This is a genomic window from Mesocryomonas fontinalis, from assembly GCF_055730125.2.
The window spans coordinates 293,481-316,600 of the sequence record NZ_JBUZWG020000007.1 but is presented as its reverse complement, the minus strand read 5'-3'; the positions used below and the strand labels follow the sequence as shown (position 1 = coordinate 316,600).

Sequence of the window (23,120 nt, the reverse complement as noted above, 5' to 3'; positions counted from 1 at the left end):
CGTTCCCCGGTGGATGCCGGCCGACCGTCGGTTGGGGCGGGGAGGCTGGCCTTCCGGCGGCGGGCCCCTTAAACTTCGCCGGCACAGGGGAGCAGGCATGGCGGCCATCGAACTCATCGGGATCGGCAAGAGTTTTGGCGCGGTGCGTGCCAATCACGACATCTGCCTGACGGTCGAGAAGGGCTCGATCCACGGCATCGTCGGCGAGAACGGCGCCGGCAAGTCGACGCTGATGTCGATCCTCTACGGCTTCTACCAGGCCGATGCGGGGGAAATCCGCGTCGGCGGCAAGCCCGTCGCGATCGCCGACACCGCGTCCGCCATCGCCGCCGGCATCGGCATGGTGCACCAGCATTTCATGCTGGTCGACAACTTCACCGTGGTCGAGAACGTCATGCTCGGCGCCGAGCAGTCGCCCTTCCTGCGCGCCGGCATCGGCAAGGTGCGGGCCGAGCTGAAGCGGCTGGCGCGCGAGCACGCGCTCGACGTCGACCCCGATGCGGTGGTCGGCGAGCTGCCCGTCGGCCTGCAGCAGCGGGTGGAAATCCTGAAGAGCCTCTACCGGCGCGCCGACATCCTGATCCTCGACGAGCCGACCGGCGTCCTGACGCCGGCCGAGGCCGATCATCTCTTTGGCGTGCTGCGGCAGCTGCGCGACGAGGGCAAGACGATCATCCTCATCACCCACAAGCTGCGCGAGATCATGGATGTCACCGACACCGTCTCGGTGATGCGCCGCGGCGAGATGGTGGCGACCCGCCGGACGGCCGAGACCAACGTCGCCGAGCTCGCCGAGCTGATGGTCGGCCGCCGGGTGCTGCTGCGGGTCGATAAGGCGCCGGCGACGCCCGGCCCCGTCAAGCTTGCCGTGCGCGGCCTGACCGTGCGGGACGGGCGGGGCGTCGCAATGGCGAAGGACATCTCGTTCGAGCTGCGGGCCGGCGAGATCGTCGGCATTGCCGGGGTCGCGGGCAACGGCCAGTCGGAGCTGCTCGAGGCGCTGGCCGGTATCCGCCGCGCCGAGGCGGGGGCGGTGACGCTCCTCGGCCGCGACATCGATCCAGCATCGGGCGCCGTCGATCCCGCCGAGATGCGCCGGATGGGCCTTGCCCACGTGCCGGAGGACCGTCACCACATGGGTCTCGTGCTGGCGTTCGAGGAGGCCGAGAACGCCATGCTCGGCTATCACGGCGATCCCAGCTTCACCCGAAACGGCCTGCTCGATCTTGCCGCCATGCGCCGCGACGCGTCGGAGAAGATCGCGGCCTACGACATCCGCCCCGCCGACTGCCGGGCGAAGACCGCGAACTTTTCCGGCGGCAACCAGCAGAAGATCGTGCTCGCCCGCGAGATGGAGCGCGACCCCGCGGTGCTGCTCATCGGACAGCCGACGCGCGGCGTCGACGTCGGCGCCATCGAGTTCATCCACCGCCGCATCGTCGCCATGCGCGATGCCGGCAAGGCGATCCTCCTCGTCTCGGTCGAGCTCGACGAGATCCAGGCCCTCTCGGACCGCATCCTGGTGATGTTCGACGGGCGGATCGTCGGCGAATGCGCTGCGGGCGCGGCGGAAAACCAGCTCGGCCTGCTGATGGCCGGCATTGGCAGGGAAGTGGCGGCATGATGCGCGACGCCCGGATTTCGCTGGTAACGCTGGCGGTCGACGATCTCGACCGGGCGGCGCGCTTCTACGTCGCCCTCGGCTGGACGCGCACCAGCGCCGGCAATGACGGCGTCGTCTTCCTGCAGGGCGAGCGCATGGTGCTCTTGCTGTTCGGGCGGCGCGACCTTGCCGCCGATGTCGGCCTGTCGAGCCAGGGCGACGTGCCTTTCCCGAACACGGCGCTGGCGGTGAACTTTCCACGCGAGGCCGATGTCGACCGCGTGTTCGAAGCCGCCACCGCCGCAGGGGCGCGGCCGATCAAGCTGCCGGAGCCGACCATCTGGGGCGGCTATTCCGGCTATTTCGCCGATCCCGACGGCCATCTCTGGGAACTGGCGCACAATCCCTTCTTCCGCCTCACCAAGAAAGGCCATCTTGACCTCGGCCGGCCGCCGAGAGACAGCGGCGCCGAAGAAGCTGCCGCCGCGAAAGGCCTTGCATGAGCCGTCCCTATGCCAAGCTGCCGCCGCTGGTGGATTTCGGCCTGATCCCGCTGCTCAACGTGGTGCTCGCCTTCGCGGTCGCCGGCCTCGTGGTGCTGGCGGTGGGCGAGAGCCCGGTCGAGGCGGCTGAGCTGATGTGGCGCGGCGCCTTCGGCTACGGCGAGGGCATCGGCTTCACGCTCTACTACACCACCAATTTCATCTTCACCGGCCTCGCCGTCGCCGTCGCCTTTCATGCCGGCCTCTTCACCATCGGCGGCGAGGGGCAAGCCTATCTCGGCGGGCTCGGCGTCGCGGTCGTGGCGCTGAGCCTCGGCGACTTCGCGCCCTGGTGGGTGACGCTGCCGGTCGCGGTGCTCTCGTCGGCCGCCTTCGGCGCGCTCTGGGCCTTCGTGCCCGGCCTGCTGCAGGCCAAGCGCGGCGCGCACATCGTCATCACCACCATCATGTTCAACTTCATCGCCGCCAGCCTGATGAACTATCTGCTGGTCGGGCCGCTGAAGCTCGCCGGCTCGATGCAGCCGGCGACCCGCACGTTCGGGGAGGGCGGGCAGGCGCCCAAGCTGACCGGCCTGTTCGAGATGATCGGCCTCGACCTCGGCGGCGCCCCGCTGAACGTCACCTTCCTCATCGCGCTGGTCGCGGCGCTCGCCGTCTGGGTGCTGATCTGGCGCACCCGGCTCGGCTACGAGCTGCGAACCCTTGGCCATTCGCCGAGCGCGGCGCGCTATGCCGGCATGTCGGAGACGCGGCTGATCCTCGTCGCCATGACGCTGTCGGGGGCACTCGCCGGCATGATGGCGCTGAACCCGGTGATGGGCGACCAGGCGCGGCTGCAGATCGACTTTCCCGAGGGCGCCGGCTTCGTCGGCATCGCGGTGGCGCTGATGGGCCGCGGCCATCCCGCCGGCATCTTGCCCGCGGCGCTGCTCTTCGGCGTCCTCTACCAGGGCGGGGCGGAACTCGCCTTCGACATGCCGGCGATCTCGCGCGACATGATCGTTATCATCCAGGGGTTGGTGATCCTGTTCGCCGGCGCATTGGAAAACATGATCCGGCCGGGTGTCGGCATCGCCTACGGCTTTCTGTCGCCGCGGGCGAAGACGCCGGCGGTCACGGCCGGGGAGCGCGCGTGATGGATTTCAGCACAGTTCTCAACGTCGCCGATTCGGCGATCCGGCTGTCGACGCCGCTGCTCTTCGCAGCCCTTGCCGGGCTCTACTCCGAGCGGGCGGGGGTGTTCGACATCGGCCTCGAGGGCAAGATGCTGATCGCCGCCTTCGCCTCGGCGGTCGCGGCCGCCGCGACGGGTTCGGCGCTGCTCGGACTTGCCGCGGGCGTCGCTGCCGCCGTCGGCTTCGCGCTGGTGCACGGCTTGGCGTCGATCACCTACCGCGGCAACCAGATCGTCTCCGGCATGGCGCTGAACTTCGTCGCGATCGGGCTGACCGTGCTGCTCGGGCAGAGCTGGTACGGGCAAGGCGGGCGCACGCCCTCGCTGCCGGAAAGCGCGCGCTTCGGCGCCGTGACGCTGCCGGGGGCCGAGACGATCGGGGCCATTCCGGTGCTCGGGCCGATCTACCAGACGCTGGTGTCCGGGCAGAACGTCCTTGTCTACGTCGCCTTCCTGATGGTGCCGCTGGCCTGGTGGGCGCTGTTCCGCACCCGCTTCGGCCTCCGGCTGCGGGCGGTCGGCGAGAACCCGGCGGCGGTCGACACGGCCGGCATCTCGGTCGCCTTCCTGCGCTACCGCGCGGTGATCGTCTGCGGCGTCCTGACCGGGCTCGCCGGCACCTATCTCGCGCTCGCGCAGTCGGCCGGCTTCAACCGTGACATGACCGCCGGCAAGGGCTACATCGCGCTCGCCGCCTTGATCTTCGCAAAATGGCGGCCGGTGCCGGTGATGTTCGCTTGCTTCCTTTTCGGCTTCCTCGACGCGGTGTCGATCCGCATCCAGGGCGTCGAGCTGCCGGTGGTCGGCCAGGTCTCGGTGCAGTTCGTCCAGGCGCTGCCCTACCTCCTGACCGTGGTGCTGCTCGCCGGCTTCGTCGGCAAGGCGGTGCCGCCGAAAGCCGGCGGCGTGCCCTATGTGAAAGAGCGGTAGTTCCGCCATCCGAACCGGCCTCGGCCCTACCGCAAAGGAAACGTGATGTCCGACGACCTGTTCTCGCTGGCCCGTTCGGCCCTGCGAAAATCGCATGCGCCCTATTCGAAGTTTCCGGTGGGCGCAGCGATCCGCACCCGCGACGGCCGGCTGTTTGCCGGCTGCAATGTCGAGGTGGTGAGCTTTCCCGAGGGGTGGTGCGCCGAGACCACGGCGATCGCCCAGATGGTGATGGACGGCGGCGGGCGCATTGCCGAGATCGCCGTGCTCGCCGAGAAGCTGGCGCTCTGCACGCCCTGCGGCGGCTGCCGCCAGCGCATCGCCGAGTTCGGGTCGCCCGAGACGAAAGTGCATCTCTGCGACGAGACGGGCGTGCGCGAGACCATTTCGCTCGGCGAACTGTTCCCGCGCGGCTTTGCGGCGGAGAATCTCGGATGAGCGTCGACATCGAAGCGCTGAAGGCCCGGCTTGGCGGTCGCAAGGCGCGGATCGCCCTGATCCTCGGCTCCGGCCTCGGCGGCCTCGTCGGGGAACTCGAGGATCCGCTGGCGATCCCCTACGCCGATATTCCCGGCTTTCCGCAGAGCGGCGTCAGCGGCCATTCCGGCGAGCTGGTGGCCGGGCGGCTGAACGGCGTCGACGTCCTCCTCCTCTCGGGCCGCGTGCATTACTACGAGAAGGGCGATGCCGCGGCGATGCGGCCGGCGCTGGAGGCCTTGAAGGCGCTGGGGGTCTCGATCCTCGTCCTCACCAATGCGGCGGGATCGCTGCGGTCCGACATCCGCCCCGGGGCGGTCATGCTGATCGAGGACCACATCAACTTCTCCGGTGAGAACCCGCTGATCGGCGAGCCGTCGGAGGGGCGCTTCACCGGCATGACCGAGGCCTATCACGAAGACCTCCGCCGGGTGATGAAGGAAGCCGCCGTGGAAGTGGACGCGCCGTTGTCGGCAGGCGTCTACATGTGGTTTTCCGGCCCGTCCTTTGAGACGCCGGCCGAGGTCAACATGGCGCGCATTCTCGGCGCCGACGCCGTCGGCATGTCGACCGTGCCCGAGACGATCCTCGCCCGCTTCCTCGGCCTGAAGGTCGTCGCGGCCTCGGTCATCACCAATTACGGTGCCGGCATGACCGGCGCCGAGCTCTCGCATGCCGAGACCAAGGACGTGGCGCCGCGGGGCGGGGCGATCCTTGCCCGCATCCTCAAGACGGCCCTGCCGCGGTTTCTTTAAGGCCGCCGATGCCTCCTTGCTCACCTCTTGCCTGCCGCCTGAAGAAAGGCCTTCGCCGATGACCCGTCTCCCCCAGGAAATCATCCGTCAGAAGCGCGACGGCGGCACGCTCGCGGCCGAGGACATCAAGGCCTTCATCGCCGGCTTCGAGGGCGAGCGCGTCACCGAGGGACAGGTCGCGGCGTTCGCGATGGCGGTGTTCTTCAACGGGATGCAGAAGCCCGAGACCGTGGCGCTGACCGAGGCGATGCGCGATTCCGGCGATACGCTGGACTGGTCGGGCTTCGACCGGCCGATCCTCGACAAGCACTCGACCGGCGGCGTCGGCGACAACGTCTCGCTGATGCTGGCGCCGATCGTCGCGGCCTGCGGTGGGGCAGTGCCGATGATCTCCGGCCGCGGCCTCGGCCATACCGGCGGCACGCTCGACAAGATGGAGTCCATCCCCGGCTATTCCGTCACGCCCGACAATGCGCTGTTCCGCAAGACGGTGGCCGAGGTCGGCTGCGCGGTGATCGGCCAGACCGGGCGCCTCGCCCCCGCCGACAAGCGCTTCTACGGCATCCGCGACGTCACCGCGACGGTGGAGTCTATCCCGCTGATCACCGCGTCCATTCTCTCGAAAAAGCTGTCGGCGGGCCTGCAGGGGCTGGTGCTCGACGTGAAGTCCGGCTCCGGTGCCTTCATGGCGCGGGAGGAGGATGCGGCGGCGCTGGCGGCAAGCCTCGTCGAGGTCGCCAACGGCGCGGGCCTCAGGACCACCGCGCTCCTGACCGGCATGGACGAATCGCTCGCTTCCGCCGCGGGCAACGCCGTCGAGGTCGAGAACGCCGTGCGTTTCCTTGCCGGCGACCGGCAGGACGCGCGGCTGCTCGATGTCACCCTGGCGCTCGCCGGCGAGATGCTGGCGCTGGGCGGCCTTGCCGCCGACGCCGGCGAGGGACGGCGCAAGGCCGAGGCGGCGCTCGGCGATGGCCGGGCCGCGGAGGTGTTCGGGCGCATGGTCGCAGCGCTTGGCGGTCCGGCCGATTTCGTCGAGCGCTTCGACGCCTACCTGCCGAAGGCCGAGATCGTCCGTGACGTCGGGGCGGCGGCGGGTGGCTACGTCACGGCCGTCGACACCCGGGCGCTCGGCCTTGCCGTCGTCACCCTCGGTGGTGGTCGGACGCGGCCGCAGGATCCTGTCGACCATGCCGTCGGGCTGACCCACCTCGTCGGCCTCGGTGCGCGGCTGGTGCCGGGAGACCCGCTCTGCCGGATCCATGCGCGCTCGGCGGAGGCGGCGCAGGCTGCCGCGGATCGTATCCAGAAAGCGTATACAATCGGACCGGAGGCCGTCGCCGTCCGTCCGGCGGTGCTGACTCGCTTCGGCTGAGCCGTTCCTACTGCACCAGGCTCAACTGGTCCGACTGGACCTCGAAGCGCTTCAGCTTGGAGAGGAAGCTCATGCCGAGCAGCGTCGTCGGCAGCCCGGTGCCGCGGGCGACCATGATGTCCACGTCGTCCACGGCGACATTGCCGATCTGGATCCGGTCGAGCCGGGCCAGCGCCACGGCGGTCTCGCCATTGGCCGTCTGCGCCTTGTGGCGGTAGTCGGCCGCGGAGAGCTGGATGCCGAGCTGGCGCGCGGTGGCCTCGCTCATCGAGACATAGGTCGCCCCGGTATCGATCAGCACCGGCACCGGACGCCCGTTCATCCGCGCCGCCGTGCGGAAGTGGCCGTCCGGATCGGCGTCGATGCGGGCGCGGCCGGACAACGGCGGAGCAGCGTTCGGCCGCGCGGCGACCTCGACCACCGCGGGCGCCGCGGTGACCGTCTCGGCCCGCTGCTCGTCGGCCATCCGCTTCTGGTAGCGCTCGAAGGTCGAGGGAAACAGGAAACCCAGGACGGCCGCGCCCGCCATGAACACCACGACTTTCTGCATTCGATCTCAAGCTCCGCCCACGCTCCCCGCGAGGAGAGCCATGGCCGAACCCTGTCACGCCGTGCCTTAACGCTGCGCCGTGCGTCGGGCGGCGATTGCCGAAAGGGTTGCCGAGCGGTTAACGGCTACTTGGTGCCGTACATCCGATCACCGGCATCGCCGAGGCCCGGGACGATGTAGCCCTGCTCGTTGAGGTGGCTGTCGATCGAGGCGGTGTAGATGGCGATGTCGGGATGCGCCGCGCGAAAACGCTCGATGCCCTCCGGGGCCGCCAGCAGACAGAGGAAGCGGATGTTCTTCGCGCCGCGCTCCTTCAGCCGGTCCATGGCGGCGATCGCCGAATTGCCGGTGGCGAGCATCGGGTCGACGACGATGACGAGACGGCTGGCGAGGTCTTCCGGCGCCTTGAAGTAGTACTCGACCGGCATCAGCGTCTCGTGGTCGCGGTAGACGCCGACATGGGCGACGCGGGCGGCGGGCACGAGGTCCAGCATGCCCTCGAGCAGGCCGTTGCCGGCGCGCAGGATCGAGGCGAACACCAGCTTCTTGCCTTCCAGCACCGGCGAATCCATCGCCACCATCGGCGTCTCGATCCGCTTGGTGGTGAGGTCGAGATTGCGCGTCACCTCGTAGCAGAGCAGCGTCGAGATCTCGCGCAGCAGCCGGCGGAAGCTCGCCGTCGAGGTTTCCTTGTCGCGCATGATCGTCAGCTTGTGCTGGACCAGCGGGTGATCAATGACGGTAACGCCGTCCATGCCGCAAACCTTTCCTCGAAATTTCTCGCGCCGAACCTAGTCGGTGGCAGCGCGCGCGCCAAGCGCGGCGTCGCCCGCACGCTTGCCGCGGCCATCGAAGTCCACGCTTTTCACACTCGGCACCGGATCCGGCTAGAGGAAGCTCGTGCCGTGCGGTCCGGCGGCGAGGCCGAGATGGGCAGCCACGCTCTCGCCGATGTCGGCAAAGCTCTGGCGATGGCCGATCCCGCGGGGGGCAATGCCCGGGCCGAAACCGAGCACCGGCACGTTCTCGCGGGTGTGGTCGGTGCCCGGCCAGGTGGGGTCGCAGCCGTGATCGGCGGTGACGAGCACGAGATCGCCAGCGCGGAGCACGGCAAAAAGCTCCGGCAGCCGGGCGTCGAAGGCCTCCAGCGCGGCGGCGTAGCCGGCGACGTCGCGGCGGTGGCCGAACAGCGAGTCGAAGTCGACGAAGTTGGCGAAGACGAGGTCGCCGTCTTCAGCATCGTCCAGCGCGCCGAGAAGCGCGTCGAACAGCGCCATGTTGCCGTCGCCCTTTTGGACCTCGCTGATGCCCTGGTGGGCGAAGATGTCGCCGATCTTGCCGATGGCGATCACCCGGCGGCCGGCGGCGACAGCGCGGTCGAGCAGTGTCGGCTCCGGCGGCGGTACGGAATAGTCGCGCCGGTTGGCGGTGCGGCGGAAGTTTTCGGCCGTCTCGCCGGTAAAGGGGCGGGCGATGACCCGGCCGATGTTCAGCGGGTCGACGTGCTTTCGGGCGCTTTCACAGAGCCGGTAAAGCCGATCGAGGCCGAAATGCGTCTCGTGCGCGGCGATCTGCAGCACGCTGTCGGCCGAGGTGTAGACGATCGGCTTTCCCGTGCGGATGCTCTCCTCGCCGAGCTCCGAGATGATCTCGGTGCCCGAGGCATGGCGGTCGCCGAGGATGCCGGGCAAATCGCCGTCGTCGATCAGCTGCTGGACGAGCGAGGCCGGAAAGGTCGGGATCGTCTGCGGGAAATAGCCCCAGTCGAAGGTGACGGGAACGCCGGCGATCTCCCAATGGCCCGACGGGGTGTCCTTGCCGCGCGAGATCTCGCCGGCCGAGCCCCAGAGACCGCTCGGCGCGACGCTTGCTGCCGGCGCCCCGGCGGCCCGGAAAAGCCCGAGCGTTTCGAGGTGCGGCAAGGCGAGCGGGCCTTGCCGCAGGCCGGCGCGATCGCCCCGGCCCGCCGCGCAGGCTTCCGCGATGTGGCCGAGCGTATCGGCGCCGACATCGCCATAGGCGGCGGCATCCGCCGCGCCTCCGATCCCGAAGGAGTCCATCACGATGAGAACGGCACGGCCCAAGACATCTTCTCCCACAGCGCGCCGAGGCTTTCGGCGCGGGCGGTCAGTCTACGACATCGGCGGGGAAGGGGGAATCGCGGATGCAGCACGGCTGCTTCCGTCGGCGTGCCGCCAGTGGCCCGGCAACGGCGCCGGGGCTACTTGTTGCCGCTGGTCGCCATGGTCTGGCGTGCGGTGAACTGGCCCGAGGCGCCCGCGAAGGCGGTCTCGTTGTCGCCGATGGTCACCGTCGGCTCGCAGGTCGGCAGGCAGGCCAGCGTCGTCCGTTCCGCCTGGCGATAGACGCGGACGGTGCCCGCCTCGAACCCCTGTACCGCCACTTCCTCGTCGACGATCGACTTGCCGTCGCCATCGAGGATGACGAGGTTGGTGATGCCGTAGGACCGTCCGGTGAGGACCAGCGTCGTCGAATCATGCACGGTGACGTCGACGATCGAAGGGTTGCCGATGATCACCGTCTCGGCGGCGCGGTCGATCTTCAGGACGCGGGCATGATCGACAGAGACGTGGAGGCGCCCGTCGGCAGCCGTGGCCGGAGCGGCCGCTGCCGGGATGATGAAGGCCGCGCCGGAGGCAGCGATGGCGATCGCGGCGAAGGTGACGCGGCTGTGCCTGAACATGAGAGAGCCCGCCTTGACGCTGGTTAAGGCTTCTTCCCTAACATGGCTTGGTGAATGAAGGTTTAAGCGAACGGCATCCTGATAAGTCCTTCAGCTGCCAACGTATTTTTCGGGATAAATTAAGCTTATTCTTTAAATCGATCGAAATCAGCCGCGGCTAGAGTTGCTTCATCCGATCGACGAGACCGCGTCGCCGGGCCAGTTTCCCCACACGGATCCAAGGAGCTTTCCATGTCCAACCTGATCAAGCGCTTCGCCAAGAACGAGTCCGGCGCGACCGCCATCGAGTACGGCCTCATCGCCGCCCTCATCGCCGTCGTCATCATCACCGCCGTGACGACCCTCGGTACCAACCTGAGCACCGTGTTCACCAACATCGGCACCAAGCTTTCCGGCAAGGGCTGAAGACGAGGATCGCTTCAGCCGGGAATAGGTCAGCGGCAGCGATGACGTCTTGTTCCCTGTTGTGCGATCACCAGACGATGTGAAGTAACTGTGTGGGATGGTGGTGAGGCTTAGGCCTCACCACATTCCCTCCCCGAAAAAAGGGTTGTAGTCGATGCTGGCGGCCGCCTTGTTGGTCATCTTTCCGTTCGCGATGATCTACGCGGCTTTTTCCGACCTCGTCTCGATGACCATTTCCAACCGCGTTCCGGTGATCCTGTCGGTCGCCTATATCGTGCTGTCGCTGGCGCTGGGTGTCCCCGCGCTCGAAATCGCGATACATGTCGGTATCGCGATGGTTTGCCTCACGGTCACCTTCGGCTTCTTTGCCGCGGGATGGATGGGGGGCGGCGACGCAAAACTCGTGGCCGCGACCGCCTTGTGGTTCGGACCAAGCCAGACCCTGATGGAATATCTCGTCATCGGCAGCGTCTACGGTGGTTTCCTGACGCTTGGCCTTTTGGCCATACGGATCAATCTCGTCCCTGCGACGGGCATCGACTTCGTCGACCATCTGCTCGACCAGAAGACCGGTATTCCCTACGGCATCGCGCTCGGCGCGGCCGGGCTGACCAGCTATTCCTCCAGCGCCTGGATCGAGTACGCCCTCAAGAGCATGGGGTGAACTGGTCCTTGCGGAAGCCTGAACAAAACGTCACCGGGGCTGCCGTGGCGTAGGGCTTCGTTAACCATATGGTGAGGGTTTGTCCGCCATAAGGATTCCAACCTGCCCGTGTTCTGCGGGCGCTCGAGAGAGGGTTGGACATGAATATCGCCCGCCTTGCGGTGCTCGGAATTGCGATCCTCGCGGCAGGCGGTGCCGGTCTTCTGGCCATGACCATGTCGTCGCAGGATTCCGCCGAGCCCGTGATCATCACGGCGGCGCCCGCCGAACCCCCGATCAAGCTGACCGAAGTGCTCGTCGCGTCGAAGGACGTGCCGATGGGCTCGTCGATCGCCGACGCGCTGACCTGGCAGAAATGGCCGGAGGACGGCGTCAGCAGCACCTTCATCCTGCGCACGACGCGCCCGGAGGCGATCGAGGAACTGAAGGGTTCCGTTGCCCGGCAGTCGTTCTTCAGCGGCGAGCCGGTTCGCGAGAGCAAGCTGATCAAGACCGATCGCGGCTTCATGTCGGCGATCCTCCCCGCCGGCAAGCGCGCCATCGCCATCCAGATCTCGGCCGACACCTCCGCCGGTGGCTTCATCCTGCCGAACGATCACGTCGACATCATCATGACCCGGCGCAAGGTCGACGGGCAGGTGGCCGGCACCTACGACACCGAGACCATCCTGCGCAATCTGCGCGTCCTCGCCATCGACCAGACGATCGAAGAGCAGGACGGCACGAAGGTCGTCGTCGGCTCGACCGCGACGCTCGAGGTCGATCCGACGCAGGCCGAAGCGCTGATTGCCGCCCAGCCGATCGCCGAGAAGATGGTGCTCGCGCTGCGCTCGCTGGAGGACTCGATCCCCGGCTCCGCGGGCTATGCCGCCTTCCTTCTCGAGGGTGAGAAGAGCCCGAACCGCATTCGCCTGGTCCGCTACGGCCAGACGTCCGACATCACGACCAAGAAGTGACGAGCGCCATGCTGATCTCCCCACAGACGCGTCCTCGCCGTGCATCGGGCGCCCGCAGCCTTCTCGCCGGCTTGCTGGCTCTCACCACCGCGCTCTCGCCGGTCGTCGCCTTGGTGTCCCCGGCGGCCGCGGCCAACAGCTCGATCGTCCAGGTCAACCGGCCGCAGCAGACGATCAGCCTTGGCCTCGACAAGTCCAAGGTCATCGACCTGCCGGTCGACGCGCACGACATCCTCGTCGCCAACCCGGCCGTTGCCGACGCGGTGACCCGGACGGCCCGGCGCATCTACATCTTCGGCAAGCAGATCGGCCAGACCAACATCTTCATCTTCGACGCCAAGGGCAAGGAGATCGCCGTTCTCGACCTCCGGATCGAGCGCGACATCAGTGGGCTCGAGAGCTCGATCCGGAAATACGTTGCCGATGCCGACGTCAATGTCGAGATCCTCAACGACAACGTCGTTTTGACCGGCACCGTGCAGACGCCGCAGGACGCGGCCCGCGCCGTGCAGTTGGCGGAGATCTACCTTACCGGCGGCGAGGCGACGACCGGCTCCTACATCAAGTCGGCAACCTCCGGCGCCGGCCCCGAGGGCGGCGCCGTCGCGCTCGCGCAGGAAAACCGCCGCCAGAGCCAGATCGTCAACCTCCTGCAGATCCAGGGCGACGACCAGGTGACGCTGAAGGTCACCGTCGCGGAAGTTCAGCGCTCGGTGATCAAGCAGCTGGGCTTTAACGGCACCGCCAGCGCGGTGATGGACGGGATCACCATGGGGGCGATCTCCGACAATCCCTTCGCCCTCGGCAAGGCCGCCACCGACTCGGCGCTGAACGTTGCCGGGTCTATCGGCTCGGGCAGCATCGACGCCCAGCTGAACGCGATGGAACAGGCGGGTGTCATGAAGACCCTTGCCGAGCCGAGCCTGACCGCGATCTCCGGCGAGTCCGCGAGCTTCAAGGTCGGCGGAACCTTCAATGTTGCCGCTGGCAAGGACGAGACGGCCCAGAAGCGCACGCCGATCGTGAATGCCGCTGGCAACATCGTCGCCTATGACACGACGCCTGCCTCGGTCACCTACAGCAGTAAGGAGATCGACTACGGTATCGGCCTCGACTTCACCCCGGTCGTGCTGTCGCCGGGCCGCATCAGCCTGAAAATCCGCACCGCTGTTTCCGAGCCGACGTTCGAGAGCCCCTTCAATATTCCCAAAGGCGCGGCCCCGGCGGTCAACCAGATCGGCGTCCGCAAGCGCCTCGCCGATACGACGGTCGAACTGCCGTCCGGCGGTTCCATGGTCATCGCAGGCCTCGTGCGCGATGAGCAGCGCCAGGTGATCTCCGGCTTTCCCGGTCTGTCGAAGATCCCCGTCCTCGGCACGCTGTTCCGCAGCCGCGACTTCCAGCGCTACGAGACCGAGCTGGTGATCATCGTCACGCCCTATCTGGTGCGCCCGACCGCCCGGGCGAAGCTGGCGCGGCCGGATGACGGGCTCAACTTCTCCTCCGATGGCGCCAGCAATTTCCTCGGCCGCATCAACCGCGTCTACGGCGCGATGGAAACCAAGCTCCCCCCCGGCCGGTACCACGGCGTTGTCGGATACATCTACAAATGAGCGCTTCGAGGAAAGTCTCCGTCCTGTCGCCGTTCTCGCCGAGCCTTGCGCCGGGGAAGGGGCGGCGTGCCGCGCCCACCCTGATGCTGCTGGCGGGTCTTGCGCTCCTCGGCGGCTGTGCCGACCGGCACTCGATAGAGGTCGGCGCCATCCCCGACGACTACCGCACCCGCCACCCGATCACCGTCGGCGAGGCGGAGGAGACGCTGGACATTCCGGTCGTCTCGTCCGAGAGCCGCCTGCCGTCGGCATCGCGCGACCGGATCAGCCATTTCGCGACGCGCTTCCTGCGCTCGGGCTCGGCCGCCATCCGCGTGCTGCTGCCCTCGGGCTCAGAGAATGCGGGGGCCGCGGAACTTGCTTCCCGCGACGTGATCCGCACCTTGCGCCGGGAGGGCATCAAGGCCGACCGCATCCTGGTGCAGCCGTACCGGACCGCCGGCTTCACCGGACCGTCGCCGATCCGGCTGTCGTTCGCCACCCTCAAGGCGTCGACCGAGCGCTGCGGCCGCTGGCCGGAAGACCTCGGCGATACCAGCGATAACAAGAACTACTTCAACTTCGGCTGCGCCAGCCAGCAGAACCTCGCCGCGCAGATCGCCGATCCGCGCGATCTTCTGGAGCCGCGCGGCCTCGGCGAGATCGATGCGGAGCGCCGCACCAACATGCTGAGCGACTACCGCCGGGGTGCCGCGACGAGTTCGGACCGGTCGAACACCGAATCTGACTACGACTGGTAGGCGGGAACACGACGATGATCGACAGAAGCAGTACCGATCGCCTGGACGACGCTGTCGGCGAGGAGGCGTCGCTGATGGACGCCGTACGCCCGATCCCGCGCATCTCGATCCAGGCGTTCTGCGAGAGCGAGGGCGTCGCGCGGCCGATCGAGCGGGCCGGCGAGGACCGGCGTATGGCCAAGGCGCACGTGCGCGTCCACATGGGCGGCATCCGCGCGGCGACCGACCATTATGCCAGCGCCCCGACGCCGAACCTCGTGATCCTCGAATCGCGGTTCGCGCCGACCGAGCTCATCGCCGAGCTCGAGGGGCTTGCCGATGTCTGCGATCCCGGCTCGAAGGTCATCATCGTCGGCCACTACAACGACGTGCCGCTGTACCGCGAGCTGATCCGCCGCGGCATCTCGGAATATCTCGTCGCGCCGATCTCCATGGCCGACCTGATGTCGGTGATCTCGACCCTCTTCATGGCGGCCGATGCAGAGCCGATGGGCCGCACCGTCGCCTTCGTCGGCGCCAAGGGCGGCGTCGGCTCCTCGACCGTCGCCCACAATGTCGCCTGGTCGATCTCGAAGCTGTTCTCGAGCGACGTCGTCCTCGCCGATCTCGACCTGCCTTTCGGCACCGCCAACATCAACTTCGACCAGGACCCAGCGCAGGGGATCGCCGAGGCGGTGTATTCGGCCGACAGGATGGACGACGTCTTCCTCGACCGGCTGCTGTCGAAGTGCGCCGAGCACCTGTCGCTGCTGGCGGCGCCCTCGATCCTCGACCGCACCTACGACTTCGACGCCGAGGCTTTCAGCGCGCTGATCGAGACCGCCCAGCGTTCGACGCCGATCGTCGCGCTCGACGTGCCGCACGGCTGGACGGAGTGGACGAAGAGCGTCCTGTCGCGCGCCGACGAGATCGTCATCACCGCAACGCCGGACCTGGCGAACCTGCGCAACGCCAAGAACCTCATCGACACGCTGAAGCGCAGCCGGCCGAACGACCGGCCGCCGCACCTCGTCCTCAACCAGCTGCAGATGCCGAAGCGCCCGGAGATCAGCCCGCAGGAGTTTTCCGACCCGCTCGGCCTGACCCCGATCGCGCTGATCGGCTTCGATCCGGCGGTCTTCGGTACGGCGGCCAACAATGGCCGGATGATCGCCGAGACCGACGGCAAGCATGCCTCGGTCGAGGCCTTCCAGCAGATCGCCCATCTCCTGACCGGCCGCACCGAGGCCAAGAAGGCGAAGAAGCCAAGCCGCGATTTCCTCGGAAGACTGCGGCGCAAGTAGCCAGACCGCATGCCGGCATGCCCGTCCGCAAGGGCCGAGGGCGGGGCTGAGGCCCAGAAAGAGTAGACCATGTTCGGAAAACGCGGAAACGAAGGGACCAAGGACCGGGCAGCGGGCGCGGGCGGGCTTGCCGTCGCCGAGCGGCCTTCGCCGGCCCCGCAGCGCGACCCCGCCCCGAGCCGTGCGATCGAGCCGGTGAGGGCGCTGCCTTCCGACGTCCGCGAGCCGTCGCGGGCCGCACCGACGATCATTCCGCCACCACAGGCGGCTTCGCCGCGCGAGCGGTCCGGCAGCTATTACGAGACAAAGACGCAGGTCTTCGCCGCGCTGATCGACACGATCGACCTGTCGCAGCTCGCGCGGCTTGATGCGGAGAGCGCGCGCGAGGAAATCCGCGACATCGTCAACGACATCATCGCGATCAAGAACTTCGCGATGACGATTGCCGAGCAGGAGGACCTCCTCGGCGACATCTGCAACGACGTGCTCGGCTATGGCCCGCTCGAGCCGCTGCTGATGCGCGACGACATCGCCGACATCATGGTCAACGGCGCGCGCAAGACCTTCATCGAAGTCGGCGGCAAGGTCATCGAGACCAATGTGCGGTTCCGCGACAACCAGCAGCTCCTCAACATCTGCCAGCGCATCGTCAGCCAGGTCGGCCGGCGCGTCGACGAATCGTCGCCGATCTGCGACGCGCGCTTGCCCGACGGCAGCCGCGTCAACGTCATCGCCCCGCCGCTCGCCATCGACGGCGCCGTGCTCACCATCCGAAAGTTCAAGAAGGACAAGCTGACCCTCGACCAGCTGGTGGATTTCGGCGCGATCTCGCCGGAAGGGGCGACGATCCTCCAGATCATCGGCCGCGTCCGCTGCAACGTCATCATCTCCGGCGGTACCGGCTCGGGCAAGACGACGCTCCTGAACTGCCTGACGCGCTACATCGACGAGGACGAGCGCATCATCACCTGCGAGGACACGGCCGAGCTGCAGCTGCAGCAGCCGCATGTCGTGCGCCTCGAAACCCGTCCGCCCAACATCGAGGGCGAGGGCGAGGTGACGATGCGTGAACTCGTCAAGAACTGCCTGCGCATGCGGCCCGAACGCATCATCGTCGGCGAGGTGCGCGGACCGGAGGTCTTCGATCTCCTGCAAGCGATGAACACCGGCCATGACGGCTCGATGGGAACGATCCACGCCAACAGCCCGCGCGAGTGCCTCAACCGCATGGAATCGATGATCGCCATGGGCGGCTTCACCTTGCCGGCGAAGACCGTGAAGGAGATCATCGTCGGATCCGTCGACGTGATCGTCCAGGCCGCACGCCTGCGCGACGGTTCGCGCCGGATCACCCACATCACCGAGGTGGTGGGCATGGAAGGCGACGTGATCACCACGCAGGATCTCTTCGTCTACAACATCCTCGGCGAGGGCGCCGACGGCAAGCTGCTCGGCAAGCACTCGTCGACCGGCATCGGGCGTCCGGTGTTCTGGGACCGGGCCCGCTACTACAACGAGGAACAGCGTCTGGCGGCAGCGCTGGACGCGGCCGACGTGAGCTCGAGGCTCTAGCCGATGTCCGGTCTCACCATCCTCCTCTTCGTGATGCTGACGACCGTGTCGGCCGGGGCGATCGCCTACGTCTTCCTGCAGCCCCGGATGGCCGCCGAGAAGAACGCCGAGGCCCGGCTGAACCAGTTCAAGCGAGCGGAGACCGACGGCAATTCCAAGCGCATCGCCCGCGACCGCGTGCAGGAGGCGAGCAAGCGCCGCAAGACGATCCAGAATTCGCTGAAGGAGATCGAGGAGAAGCAGAAGGTCCGCTCCAAGCATGCGGCGAGGCCCAGCCTGCGCCGCCGGATGGACCAGGCGGGCATGTCGATGAGCGAGAAGCAGTTCCTGTTGATGAGCATCGCGTCCGGCCTGCTGTTCGGGCTCGTCGCGCTCATCGTCCAGTCCTCGGTGCTGGTCGCGCTCGGTATCGGCATCGTCGCGGGCTTCGGGCTGCCGCGCTGGGTGATCAACTATCTGCGCAACCAGCGGCAGAAGAAGTTCATCGCCGAGTTCCCGAACGCGGTCGACCTCATCGTGCGCGGCGTCAAATCCGGCCTGCCGCTGAACGACACGCTGCGGATGATCGCCAGCGAGGCGGCCGAGCCGGTGCGCTCGGAGTTCAAGAAGATCGTCGAGGCCCAGCAGATGGGCATGACCGTGCCCGAATCCGTCGAGCGGCTCTACCAGAACATCCCGCTGTCGGAGACGAACTTCTTCTCCATCGTCATCACCATCCAGGCCCAGGCCGGCGGTAATCTCTCCGAGGCGCTGGGCAATCTGTCGCGGGTGCTGCGCGACCGCAAGAAGATGAAGCAGAAGATCCAGGCCATGTCGATGGAGGCCAAGGCATCCGGCGGCATCATCGGCTCGCTGCCGTTCGTCGTCGGTGGTCTCGTCTACGTCACCAGCCCCGACTACATCTCGCTGCTGTTCAATACCTCCACCGGCAACATCATCCTCGTCATCTCGGCGTTCTGGATGATGCTGGGCATTTTCGTGATGAAGCAGATGATCAACTTCGACTTCTGAGGCGGCGGGCCTGCCAGTGCCCGGTTTCAAGAAGATAGAGCGTCCTTTGTGCGTCCTTCCGGCCGCATGGCGCTCTAGGGCTCGCTCGGCCCAGACAACCCCGAGCGGAATGGAAACGGTGCCATGCAAAGCCTTTTCGCCCTCGTCGGGCTCACCAATGCCCAGGCGCTGGCGATCTTCGTCTGCGTCGCCGTGTTCGCGACGATCATGACGATCGCGCTGCCGCTGCTGCAAGGCAACGAGCTAAAATCGCGGATGAAGGCCGTCGCCCTCGAGCGCGAGGAGGTGCGGGCCCGCGAGCGGGCGCGGTTGTCGATCGAGAAGGAGCGCGGGCGCAAGGGCTCGGTCCGCCAGGCCGAAAGCAAGGGCTTTGCCGCCGCCGTCGTCGAAAAATTCGACTTGAAGAAGGCGCTGGCCGACGAGAAGACCGTCGGCCAGCTGCGCATCGCCGGCTATCGCGGCCAGCGCCCGCTGACGCTCTTCCTGTTTGCCCGCGCCACGCTGCCGCTGTTTTTCCTCCTGGCGGCGATCGTCTACATCTTCGTCATCGGCGCGCTGGCCGACCGGCCGTTCATGATCCGGGTGCTGATCTGTATCGTCGTCGCCTATCTCGGCTTCTACCTGCCCAACATCTTCATCTCGCAGAAGGTCTCCAAGCGGAAGCTCTCGATCGGCCGGGCCTGGCCCGACGCGCTCGACCTTCTCTTGATCTGCGTCGAATCCGGCCTGTCGATCGAGTCGGCGTTTCGGCGGGTTTCCGACGAGATCGGCATCCAATCGGTGCCGCTGGCCGAGGAACTGGTGCTGGTCTGCGCCGAGCTCTCCTACCTGCCCGACCGCAAGACGGCCTACGAGAACCTCTTCCTGCGCACCGGCATCGAAGACGTCCGCTCGGTGACGACCGCGCTGATCCAGGCCGAACGCTACGGCACGCCGCTCGGCCAGGCGCTGCGCACGCTTTCGCAGGAAAGCCGCGACACCCGCATGAACAAGGCCGAGAAGAAGGCCGCCGCCTTGCCGCCGAAGCTGACCGTGCCGATGATCCTGTTCTTCCTGCCGGTCCTCTTCGCGGTCATCATCGGACCTGCCGTCATCCAGGTCATGTCGCGGACCTGATCGCCGAGCCGTCGCCGGCAAGGCTGCAGGACCTCAACAGACCTCAACAGAAAAGGCCGCATCCCGGTGGGAGCGGCCTTCGGCATGTCGGGTTGCCTTTTAGAGAGATCAGGACTTCTTCGGGTCCTGGTCCTTCAGCATCGACCAGGTGTTCTGCTGCTTCAGCATGCCCCTGAGATAGGCGACGTTGGCGGCGGCGTCGTCGGGCGAGAGCTCGGCCCGGGCGATCTCCTCGGCCTCGGCGAACCGGCCCTGCAGGCCGATGACGAGCGCGAGGTTCTGGCGGATGCGGCTATCGGCGCCGGGCCGCTCCACCGCCTGGCGAAGGTAGGTCTCGCCCGACTTCAGATCGTTGGCGAGGACATAGGACATGCCGAGATTGGAGAGGATGGCCGGCTCGTTCGGCTGGATCTCCAGCGCCTTGCGGTAGAGCGTGCGCGCGCCGTCGGACTGGCCGAGCTGGTCGAGGATCGCCCCCTCGGCCGAATAGAGCTTCCAGTCAGGAAAGTCCGGGGTCTGGGCGCGGCGGATGGTCTCCAGCGCCTTTTCGAGTTCGCCGGCGGCGGCCAGCGCCTTGCCGTAGGCGGCCAGCACCGCCCGGTCCTTGGGATGGGCGATCGCCATCTGCTGCATCACCGCCAGCGACTGGTCGTTGCGGCCGGCCATCTGCAAGGCGGCGGCGTAGCCGAGGCCGACCGACTTGTCCTTCGGGGTCTTCTCGTAGGCCATGCCGTAGGTGGTGAGGGCGCCCTGCAGCTCGCTGCTGGACATGCGGTCCATCGGCTTGGCCGTGCGCGGCGCGCCGATCGAGCCGGTATGCATCTTGGAGGTCTGCGCACACCCGCCGAGGAGACTTGCGGCGACGGCGACGACAAGGGCCTTCCGATAGGCGCCGCGGCAGCTATGATCCATATGACGCATGTCGGTCCTCGCCTGGTCCCCGCGGTAACCTGCGGGGGAATGGGTAGGCCGACAATAAATCGTTAACCCTAATGAGGTGTTAACGCAGCCTTCTGCCGAAAGGACACCCCGACATGACGAGCCTCCTGCCCGCCGACACCCGCAGCACGCACCCGGTCTGGGCGGTGACGCCCGACGCGCTCGACGGCCTTCCGGCGCCGGCGGCCCGCTGGGCCAAGGCCAGCGCCTTCGCGGCGGGGGCCGGCGAGATCCTGCTGGTGCCGGGGGAGGAGGGCGCGTTGGTCGGAGCGGTCCTCGGCCTCGGCAGCGACAAGGCGCCGGACGGGCCGCGACGCTCGCTCCTCGCCGGCGCCCTGGCCCGCCTGCCGGAGGGAACCTGGCACCTGGCGGAAGGGCACGGTCTCGATGCCGACATCGCGGCGCTCGCCTTCCTTCTCGGCGGCTATCGCTTCGACAACTATCGCGCCAAGCCGAGCCAGGCCGTGCCACCGCGGCTAGTATTCGCCGGCCAAGGCGAGCAAGGCGAGACGGAAGCGCTCGCCGCCGGCGTGTTCCTCACCCGCGACCTCATCAACACGCCCGCCAACGACATGCTGCCGGACGCGATCGAGGCGGCGGTGCGCAGGCTCGCGGCAGACCACGGCGCGGAAGTGTCCTCGATCGTCGGCGACGATCTCCTCGCGCAGAATTTTCCGATGATCCATGCGGTGGGCCGGGCAAGCTCCGTCGCGCCGCGGCTGATCGACATGGTCTGGGGCCGCGCCGATGCGCCGTCGGTCACCTTAGTCGGCAAGGGCGTCAGCTTCGACACCGGCGGGCTCGACATCAAGCCGGCCTCCGGCATGCTCCTGATGAAGAAGGACATGGGCGGCGCCGCCAACGTGCTCGGCCTCGCGCGCATCGTCATGGCGCTTAAGCTCGACATCCGGCTGCGCGTGCTGATCCCGGCCGTCGAGAACGCCATCGCCGGGGCCGCCTTCCGCCCGAGCGACATCCTCAAAAGCCGCAAGGGAAAGACGGTGGAGATCGGCAATACCGACGCGGAGGGCCGGCTGATCCTTGCCGACGCGTTGGCACTGGCCGACGAGACGGCGCCGCAGGTGCTGATCGACATGGCGACGCTGACCGGGGCTGCCCGCGTCGCGCTCGGACCGGACCTGCCGCCCTTCTTCACCGACGACGAGCCGCTCGCCGCAGACCTTGCCGCTGCGTCCGTCGAGGTCGCCGATCCGATCTGGCGGCTGCCGCTCTGGCAGCCCTATGCCAAGAACCTTTCCTCCAAGATCGCCGACGTCAACAACGTGACGCCGGATGGATTTGCCGGCGCGATCACGGCCGCGCTGTTCCTGCAGGATTTTGTCGAGAAGGCCGGCGCTTGGGCGCATTTCGACGTCTATGGCTGGCGTCCGCAGGCGTCGCCGGTCGGTCCCGTCGGCGGTGAGGCGCAGGCGATCCGGGCGATCTTCGGCGTCCTGAAGCAGCGCTACGGGCACTGAGCCGCGGCGGAACTGAAACGGAAGCGAAACGAACGCATGCTAGAGCAAGGTCATGGGCATCGAGCTTAGACCTGCGCAGGCGCTTCGGCTTCTCCACCAGACGGCCTTGCTGCAGGCCTGGGAGGACGCGCACGATCTGACCTTGCGACAGACCGCGATCCTCCTCACCATCTATCTCGAGGCGCCGCCGCATACCGTGCGGGGCCTCGCCGCCCGGCTGAACGTCACCAAGCCGGTGATCACCCGCGCGCTCGATACCATGGGCGCGCTCGAATTCGTCGAACGGCGGCGAGACCCGGCGGACAAGCGCAACGTCCTCATCCGGCGCACCGTCAAGGGCAGCCTCTACGTCTCCAAGATGGCGGACCGGCTGGTCGAGCAGGCAGGGACCCTGGCACCATGAGCGACACCCTGGACAAGCGGCTGAACGCCTATCGCCCCGATCTTGCCGACATCCGGCTGAAGGGCAAGGTCGACGCGGACGTGTTCGTCGAGGGTCGGCTCGAGCGGGTTCTGGTCGCGTCGGCGGCGCTGCGGCGCGAGCCGCGGCCGGATGCGGCGCAGGAGACCGAGGCGCTGTTCGGCGAGGACGTCCTCGTCTTCGAGACGACCGAGGAAGGTTTTGCCTGGGTGCAGCTGGCCGCCGACGGCTATGTCGGCTGGATGGCGGCGGCGGCGCTCGGGGCTGCCGACGGGGTGCCGACGCACCGGGTGGGTGTGCCGCGCACGCTGCTGTTCCCCGGTCCCGACATCAAGATGCCGCCGCTGATGGGCTTGCCGATGGGGGCCCGTCTGACGGCGCGGGGCGAGGCAAGCGACCGGAACGCCGCTTATGTGCTCGCCGCTCCCGCCGGCGCAGTGGTTGCGCAGCATCTCCGGCTTATCGACCACGCCGTCGCCGATTTCGTCGAAGTCGCCGAGCGGTTCGTCGGGGTTCCCTATCTCTGGGGCGGCAAGACGACGCTCGGCATCGACTGTTCCGGCCTCGTCCAGGTCGCGCTCGGCATGGCCGGCACCGCCGCGCCGCGCGACACCGACATGCAGGAGCGCGGGCTCGGCACCGGGCTTGCCGAGGGGACGCCGCTGCAGCGCGGCGACCTCGTCTTCTGGAAGGGACATGTCGGCATCATGCTGGATGCCGACCGCCTGCTCCACGCCAACGCGCACCATATGATGACGGCGGTCGAGCCGTTGGCCGATGCCACGGCACGGGCCGAGGCGCGCGGGTCGGCCGTGACCTCGATCCGGCGTCTCGGCTGAGGCTGCCGAGAC

24 protein-coding genes are annotated in these 23,120 nt (G+C 67.7%); 19 read left to right on the top strand and 5 right to left on the bottom strand.

The genetic code is table 11. The features are described 5' to 3' along the window. Positions 1–97 precede the first annotated feature (97 nt). The 7 genes from ACZL02_RS18400 to deoA are packed head-to-tail and all read left to right on the top strand — an operon-like array spanning position 98 to position 6,817. Positions 98–1,624 (top strand): ABC transporter ATP-binding protein, encoded by a 1,527-nt coding sequence (locus ACZL02_RS18400; RefSeq protein ID WP_472940338.1) that lies wholly within the window; start codon positions 98–100, stop codon positions 1,622–1,624. Beyond that, positions 1,621–2,106: a VOC family protein gene (locus ACZL02_RS18395; RefSeq protein ID WP_472940337.1), complete on the top strand. Its 486-nt coding sequence runs from the start codon at positions 1,621–1,623 to the stop codon at positions 2,104–2,106. The genes ACZL02_RS18400 and ACZL02_RS18395 overlap by 4 nt, the downstream gene beginning before the upstream one ends. Next, entirely contained in the window at positions 2,103–3,242 is a 1,140-nt protein-coding gene (locus ACZL02_RS18390; RefSeq protein WP_472940336.1) for an ABC transporter permease, read from the top strand. Before ACZL02_RS18395 ends, ACZL02_RS18390 begins: the two co-directional genes overlap by 4 nt. Then, positions 3,242–4,210: an ABC transporter permease gene (locus ACZL02_RS18385; RefSeq protein ID WP_472940335.1), complete on the top strand. Its 969-nt coding sequence runs from the start codon at positions 3,242–3,244 to the stop codon at positions 4,208–4,210. The genes ACZL02_RS18390 and ACZL02_RS18385 overlap by 1 nt, the downstream gene beginning before the upstream one ends. 45 nt (positions 4,211–4,255) lie before the next feature. Next, positions 4,256–4,648 (top strand): cytidine deaminase, encoded by a 393-nt coding sequence (locus ACZL02_RS18380; protein WP_472940334.1) that lies wholly within the window; start codon positions 4,256–4,258, stop codon positions 4,646–4,648. Beyond that, positions 4,645–5,442, top strand: coding sequence for a purine-nucleoside phosphorylase (locus tag ACZL02_RS18375; RefSeq protein ID WP_472940333.1), 798 nt, complete (start codon positions 4,645–4,647; stop codon positions 5,440–5,442). Before ACZL02_RS18380 ends, ACZL02_RS18375 begins: the two co-directional genes overlap by 4 nt. A 58-nt stretch (positions 5,443–5,500) precedes the next feature. Then, entirely contained in the window at positions 5,501–6,817 is a 1,317-nt protein-coding gene (deoA, locus tag ACZL02_RS18370) for a thymidine phosphorylase (RefSeq protein WP_472940332.1), read from the top strand. A 7-nt stretch (positions 6,818–6,824) separates the two neighbouring features. Here deoA and ACZL02_RS18365 read toward each other — a convergent pair whose 3' ends face one another. The 4 genes from ACZL02_RS18365 to ACZL02_RS18350 form a co-directional block, all read right to left on the bottom strand. Beyond that, positions 6,825–7,367 carry a retropepsin-like aspartic protease family protein gene (locus tag ACZL02_RS18365; RefSeq protein WP_472940331.1) on the bottom strand — a complete coding sequence of 181 codons (543 nt, stop codon included), beginning with the start codon at positions 7,365–7,367 and terminating at the stop codon, positions 6,825–6,827. Between the two features lie 125 nt (positions 7,368–7,492). Further along, positions 7,493–8,122 (bottom strand): uracil phosphoribosyltransferase, encoded by a 630-nt coding sequence (upp, locus tag ACZL02_RS18360; RefSeq protein ID WP_472932106.1) that lies wholly within the window; start codon positions 8,120–8,122, stop codon positions 7,493–7,495. Positions 8,123–8,254: 132 nt separating this feature from the next. Then, entirely contained in the window at positions 8,255–9,451 is a 1,197-nt protein-coding gene (locus ACZL02_RS18355) for a phosphopentomutase (RefSeq protein ID WP_472940330.1), read from the bottom strand. Between the two features lie 137 nt (positions 9,452–9,588). Further along, on the bottom strand, positions 9,589–10,071 hold the full coding sequence (locus tag ACZL02_RS18350) for a pilus assembly protein N-terminal domain-containing protein (protein ID WP_472940329.1): 483 nt from the start codon (positions 10,069–10,071) through the stop codon (positions 9,589–9,591). Between the two features lie 231 nt (positions 10,072–10,302). Between ACZL02_RS18350 and ACZL02_RS18345 the strand changes: the two genes are divergently transcribed. The 9 genes from ACZL02_RS18345 to ACZL02_RS18305 all read left to right on the top strand — a co-directional run bounded on the left by ACZL02_RS18345 (position 10,303) and on the right by ACZL02_RS18305 (position 19,431). Next, on the top strand, positions 10,303–10,476 hold the full coding sequence (locus ACZL02_RS18345) for a Flp family type IVb pilin (RefSeq protein WP_472940328.1): 174 nt from the start codon (positions 10,303–10,305) through the stop codon (positions 10,474–10,476). Positions 10,477–10,645: 169 nt separating this feature from the next. Beyond that, the gene (locus tag ACZL02_RS18340) at positions 10,646–11,140 is read left to right on the top strand and encodes an A24 family peptidase (RefSeq protein ID WP_472940327.1); all 495 of its coding nucleotides are present in this window, start codon (positions 10,646–10,648) and stop codon (positions 11,138–11,140) included. 140 nt (positions 11,141–11,280) lie between these two features. Then, complete coding sequence (gene cpaB, locus ACZL02_RS18335; protein ID WP_472940326.1) at positions 11,281–12,096, top strand: Flp pilus assembly protein CpaB; 816 nt, start codon at positions 11,281–11,283, stop codon at positions 12,094–12,096. A gap of 8 nt (positions 12,097–12,104) precedes the next feature. After that, positions 12,105–13,709, top strand: a complete 1,605-nt coding sequence (locus tag ACZL02_RS18330) for a type II and III secretion system protein family protein (RefSeq protein WP_472940325.1) — start codon at positions 12,105–12,107, stop codon at positions 13,707–13,709. Then, on the top strand, positions 13,706–14,449 hold the full coding sequence (locus tag ACZL02_RS18325; RefSeq protein WP_472940324.1) for a CpaD family pilus assembly protein: 744 nt from the start codon (positions 13,706–13,708) through the stop codon (positions 14,447–14,449). The genes ACZL02_RS18330 and ACZL02_RS18325 overlap by 4 nt, the downstream gene beginning before the upstream one ends. A gap of 14 nt (positions 14,450–14,463) precedes the next feature. Beyond that, positions 14,464–15,732 carry a CpaE/TadZ family protein gene (locus ACZL02_RS18320; RefSeq protein ID WP_472940323.1) on the top strand — a complete coding sequence of 423 codons (1,269 nt, stop codon included), beginning with the start codon at positions 14,464–14,466 and terminating at the stop codon, positions 15,730–15,732. 69 nt (positions 15,733–15,801) lie between these two features. Then, a complete protein-coding gene (locus tag ACZL02_RS18315; protein ID WP_472940322.1) occupies positions 15,802–17,304 on the top strand; it encodes a TadA family conjugal transfer-associated ATPase in 1,503 nt (500 codons plus the stop codon). A gap of 3 nt (positions 17,305–17,307) precedes the next feature. Further along, on the top strand, positions 17,308–18,315 hold the full coding sequence (locus ACZL02_RS18310; protein WP_472940321.1) for a type II secretion system F family protein: 1,008 nt from the start codon (positions 17,308–17,310) through the stop codon (positions 18,313–18,315). 123 nt (positions 18,316–18,438) lie between these two features. Further along, positions 18,439–19,431 (top strand): type II secretion system F family protein, encoded by a 993-nt coding sequence (locus ACZL02_RS18305; protein ID WP_472940320.1) that lies wholly within the window; start codon positions 18,439–18,441, stop codon positions 19,429–19,431. 108 nt (positions 19,432–19,539) lie between these two features. On the opposite strand, the gene ACZL02_RS18300 is transcribed toward ACZL02_RS18305, so the two are convergent. Next, the gene (locus tag ACZL02_RS18300; protein WP_472940319.1) at positions 19,540–20,352 is read right to left on the bottom strand and encodes a tetratricopeptide repeat protein; all 813 of its coding nucleotides are present in this window, start codon (positions 20,350–20,352) and stop codon (positions 19,540–19,542) included. 113 nt (positions 20,353–20,465) lie between these two features. On the opposite strand from ACZL02_RS18300, the gene ACZL02_RS18295 reads away from it, so the two are divergent. From ACZL02_RS18295 to ACZL02_RS18285, 3 genes are read left to right on the top strand one after another with little or no spacing between them, the layout of a single operon-like run. Next, positions 20,466–21,848, top strand: a complete 1,383-nt coding sequence (locus tag ACZL02_RS18295) for a leucyl aminopeptidase family protein (RefSeq protein ID WP_472940318.1) — start codon at positions 20,466–20,468, stop codon at positions 21,846–21,848. 52 nt (positions 21,849–21,900) lie between these two features. Next, positions 21,901–22,251 carry a MarR family transcriptional regulator gene (locus ACZL02_RS18290; RefSeq protein WP_472940317.1) on the top strand — a complete coding sequence of 117 codons (351 nt, stop codon included), beginning with the start codon at positions 21,901–21,903 and terminating at the stop codon, positions 22,249–22,251. Continuing rightward, positions 22,248–23,108, top strand: coding sequence for a C40 family peptidase (locus ACZL02_RS18285; RefSeq protein ID WP_472940316.1), 861 nt, complete (start codon positions 22,248–22,250; stop codon positions 23,106–23,108). The genes ACZL02_RS18290 and ACZL02_RS18285 overlap by 4 nt, the downstream gene beginning before the upstream one ends. Positions 23,109–23,120: the final 12 nt, after the last annotated feature.

What these genes read in the sequence shown, in the direction of transcription:
- ACZL02_RS18315 (WP_472940322.1), top strand. Translation starts at nt 15,802, where the DNA reads ATGTTCGGAAAACGCGGAAACGAAGGGACCAAGGACCGGGCAGCGGGC.
- ACZL02_RS18300 (WP_472940319.1), bottom strand. Translation starts at nt 20,352, where the DNA reads ATGCGTCATATGGATCATAGCTGCCGCGGCGCCTATCGGAAGGCCCTT.
- deoA (WP_472940332.1), top strand. Translation starts at nt 5,501, where the DNA reads ATGACCCGTCTCCCCCAGGAAATCATCCGTCAGAAGCGCGACGGCGGC.
- ACZL02_RS18350 (WP_472940329.1), bottom strand. Translation starts at nt 10,071, where the DNA reads ATGTTCAGGCACAGCCGCGTCACCTTCGCCGCGATCGCCATCGCTGCC.
- ACZL02_RS18390 (WP_472940336.1), top strand. Translation starts at nt 2,103, where the DNA reads ATGAGCCGTCCCTATGCCAAGCTGCCGCCGCTGGTGGATTTCGGCCTG.
- ACZL02_RS18285 (WP_472940316.1), top strand. Translation starts at nt 22,248, where the DNA reads ATGAGCGACACCCTGGACAAGCGGCTGAACGCCTATCGCCCCGATCTT.
- ACZL02_RS18345 (WP_472940328.1), top strand. Translation starts at nt 10,303, where the DNA reads ATGTCCAACCTGATCAAGCGCTTCGCCAAGAACGAGTCCGGCGCGACC.
- ACZL02_RS18290 (WP_472940317.1), top strand. Translation starts at nt 21,901, where the DNA reads ATGGGCATCGAGCTTAGACCTGCGCAGGCGCTTCGGCTTCTCCACCAG.
- ACZL02_RS18320 (WP_472940323.1), top strand. Translation starts at nt 14,464, where the DNA reads ATGATCGACAGAAGCAGTACCGATCGCCTGGACGACGCTGTCGGCGAG.
- ACZL02_RS18375 (WP_472940333.1), top strand. Translation starts at nt 4,645, where the DNA reads ATGAGCGTCGACATCGAAGCGCTGAAGGCCCGGCTTGGCGGTCGCAAG.
- ACZL02_RS18330 (WP_472940325.1), top strand. Translation starts at nt 12,105, where the DNA reads ATGCTGATCTCCCCACAGACGCGTCCTCGCCGTGCATCGGGCGCCCGC.
- ACZL02_RS18365 (WP_472940331.1), bottom strand. Translation starts at nt 7,367, where the DNA reads ATGCAGAAAGTCGTGGTGTTCATGGCGGGCGCGGCCGTCCTGGGTTTC.
- ACZL02_RS18295 (WP_472940318.1), top strand. Translation starts at nt 20,466, where the DNA reads ATGACGAGCCTCCTGCCCGCCGACACCCGCAGCACGCACCCGGTCTGG.
- upp (WP_472932106.1), bottom strand. Translation starts at nt 8,122, where the DNA reads ATGGACGGCGTTACCGTCATTGATCACCCGCTGGTCCAGCACAAGCTG.
- ACZL02_RS18395 (WP_472940337.1), top strand. Translation starts at nt 1,621, where the DNA reads ATGATGCGCGACGCCCGGATTTCGCTGGTAACGCTGGCGGTCGACGAT.
- ACZL02_RS18400 (WP_472940338.1), top strand. Translation starts at nt 98, where the DNA reads ATGGCGGCCATCGAACTCATCGGGATCGGCAAGAGTTTTGGCGCGGTG.
- cpaB (WP_472940326.1), top strand. Translation starts at nt 11,281, where the DNA reads ATGAATATCGCCCGCCTTGCGGTGCTCGGAATTGCGATCCTCGCGGCA.
- ACZL02_RS18310 (WP_472940321.1), top strand. Translation starts at nt 17,308, where the DNA reads ATGTCCGGTCTCACCATCCTCCTCTTCGTGATGCTGACGACCGTGTCG.
- ACZL02_RS18325 (WP_472940324.1), top strand. Translation starts at nt 13,706, where the DNA reads ATGAGCGCTTCGAGGAAAGTCTCCGTCCTGTCGCCGTTCTCGCCGAGC.
- ACZL02_RS18305 (WP_472940320.1), top strand. Translation starts at nt 18,439, where the DNA reads ATGCAAAGCCTTTTCGCCCTCGTCGGGCTCACCAATGCCCAGGCGCTG.
- ACZL02_RS18385 (WP_472940335.1), top strand. Translation starts at nt 3,242, where the DNA reads ATGGATTTCAGCACAGTTCTCAACGTCGCCGATTCGGCGATCCGGCTG.
- ACZL02_RS18380 (WP_472940334.1), top strand. Translation starts at nt 4,256, where the DNA reads ATGTCCGACGACCTGTTCTCGCTGGCCCGTTCGGCCCTGCGAAAATCG.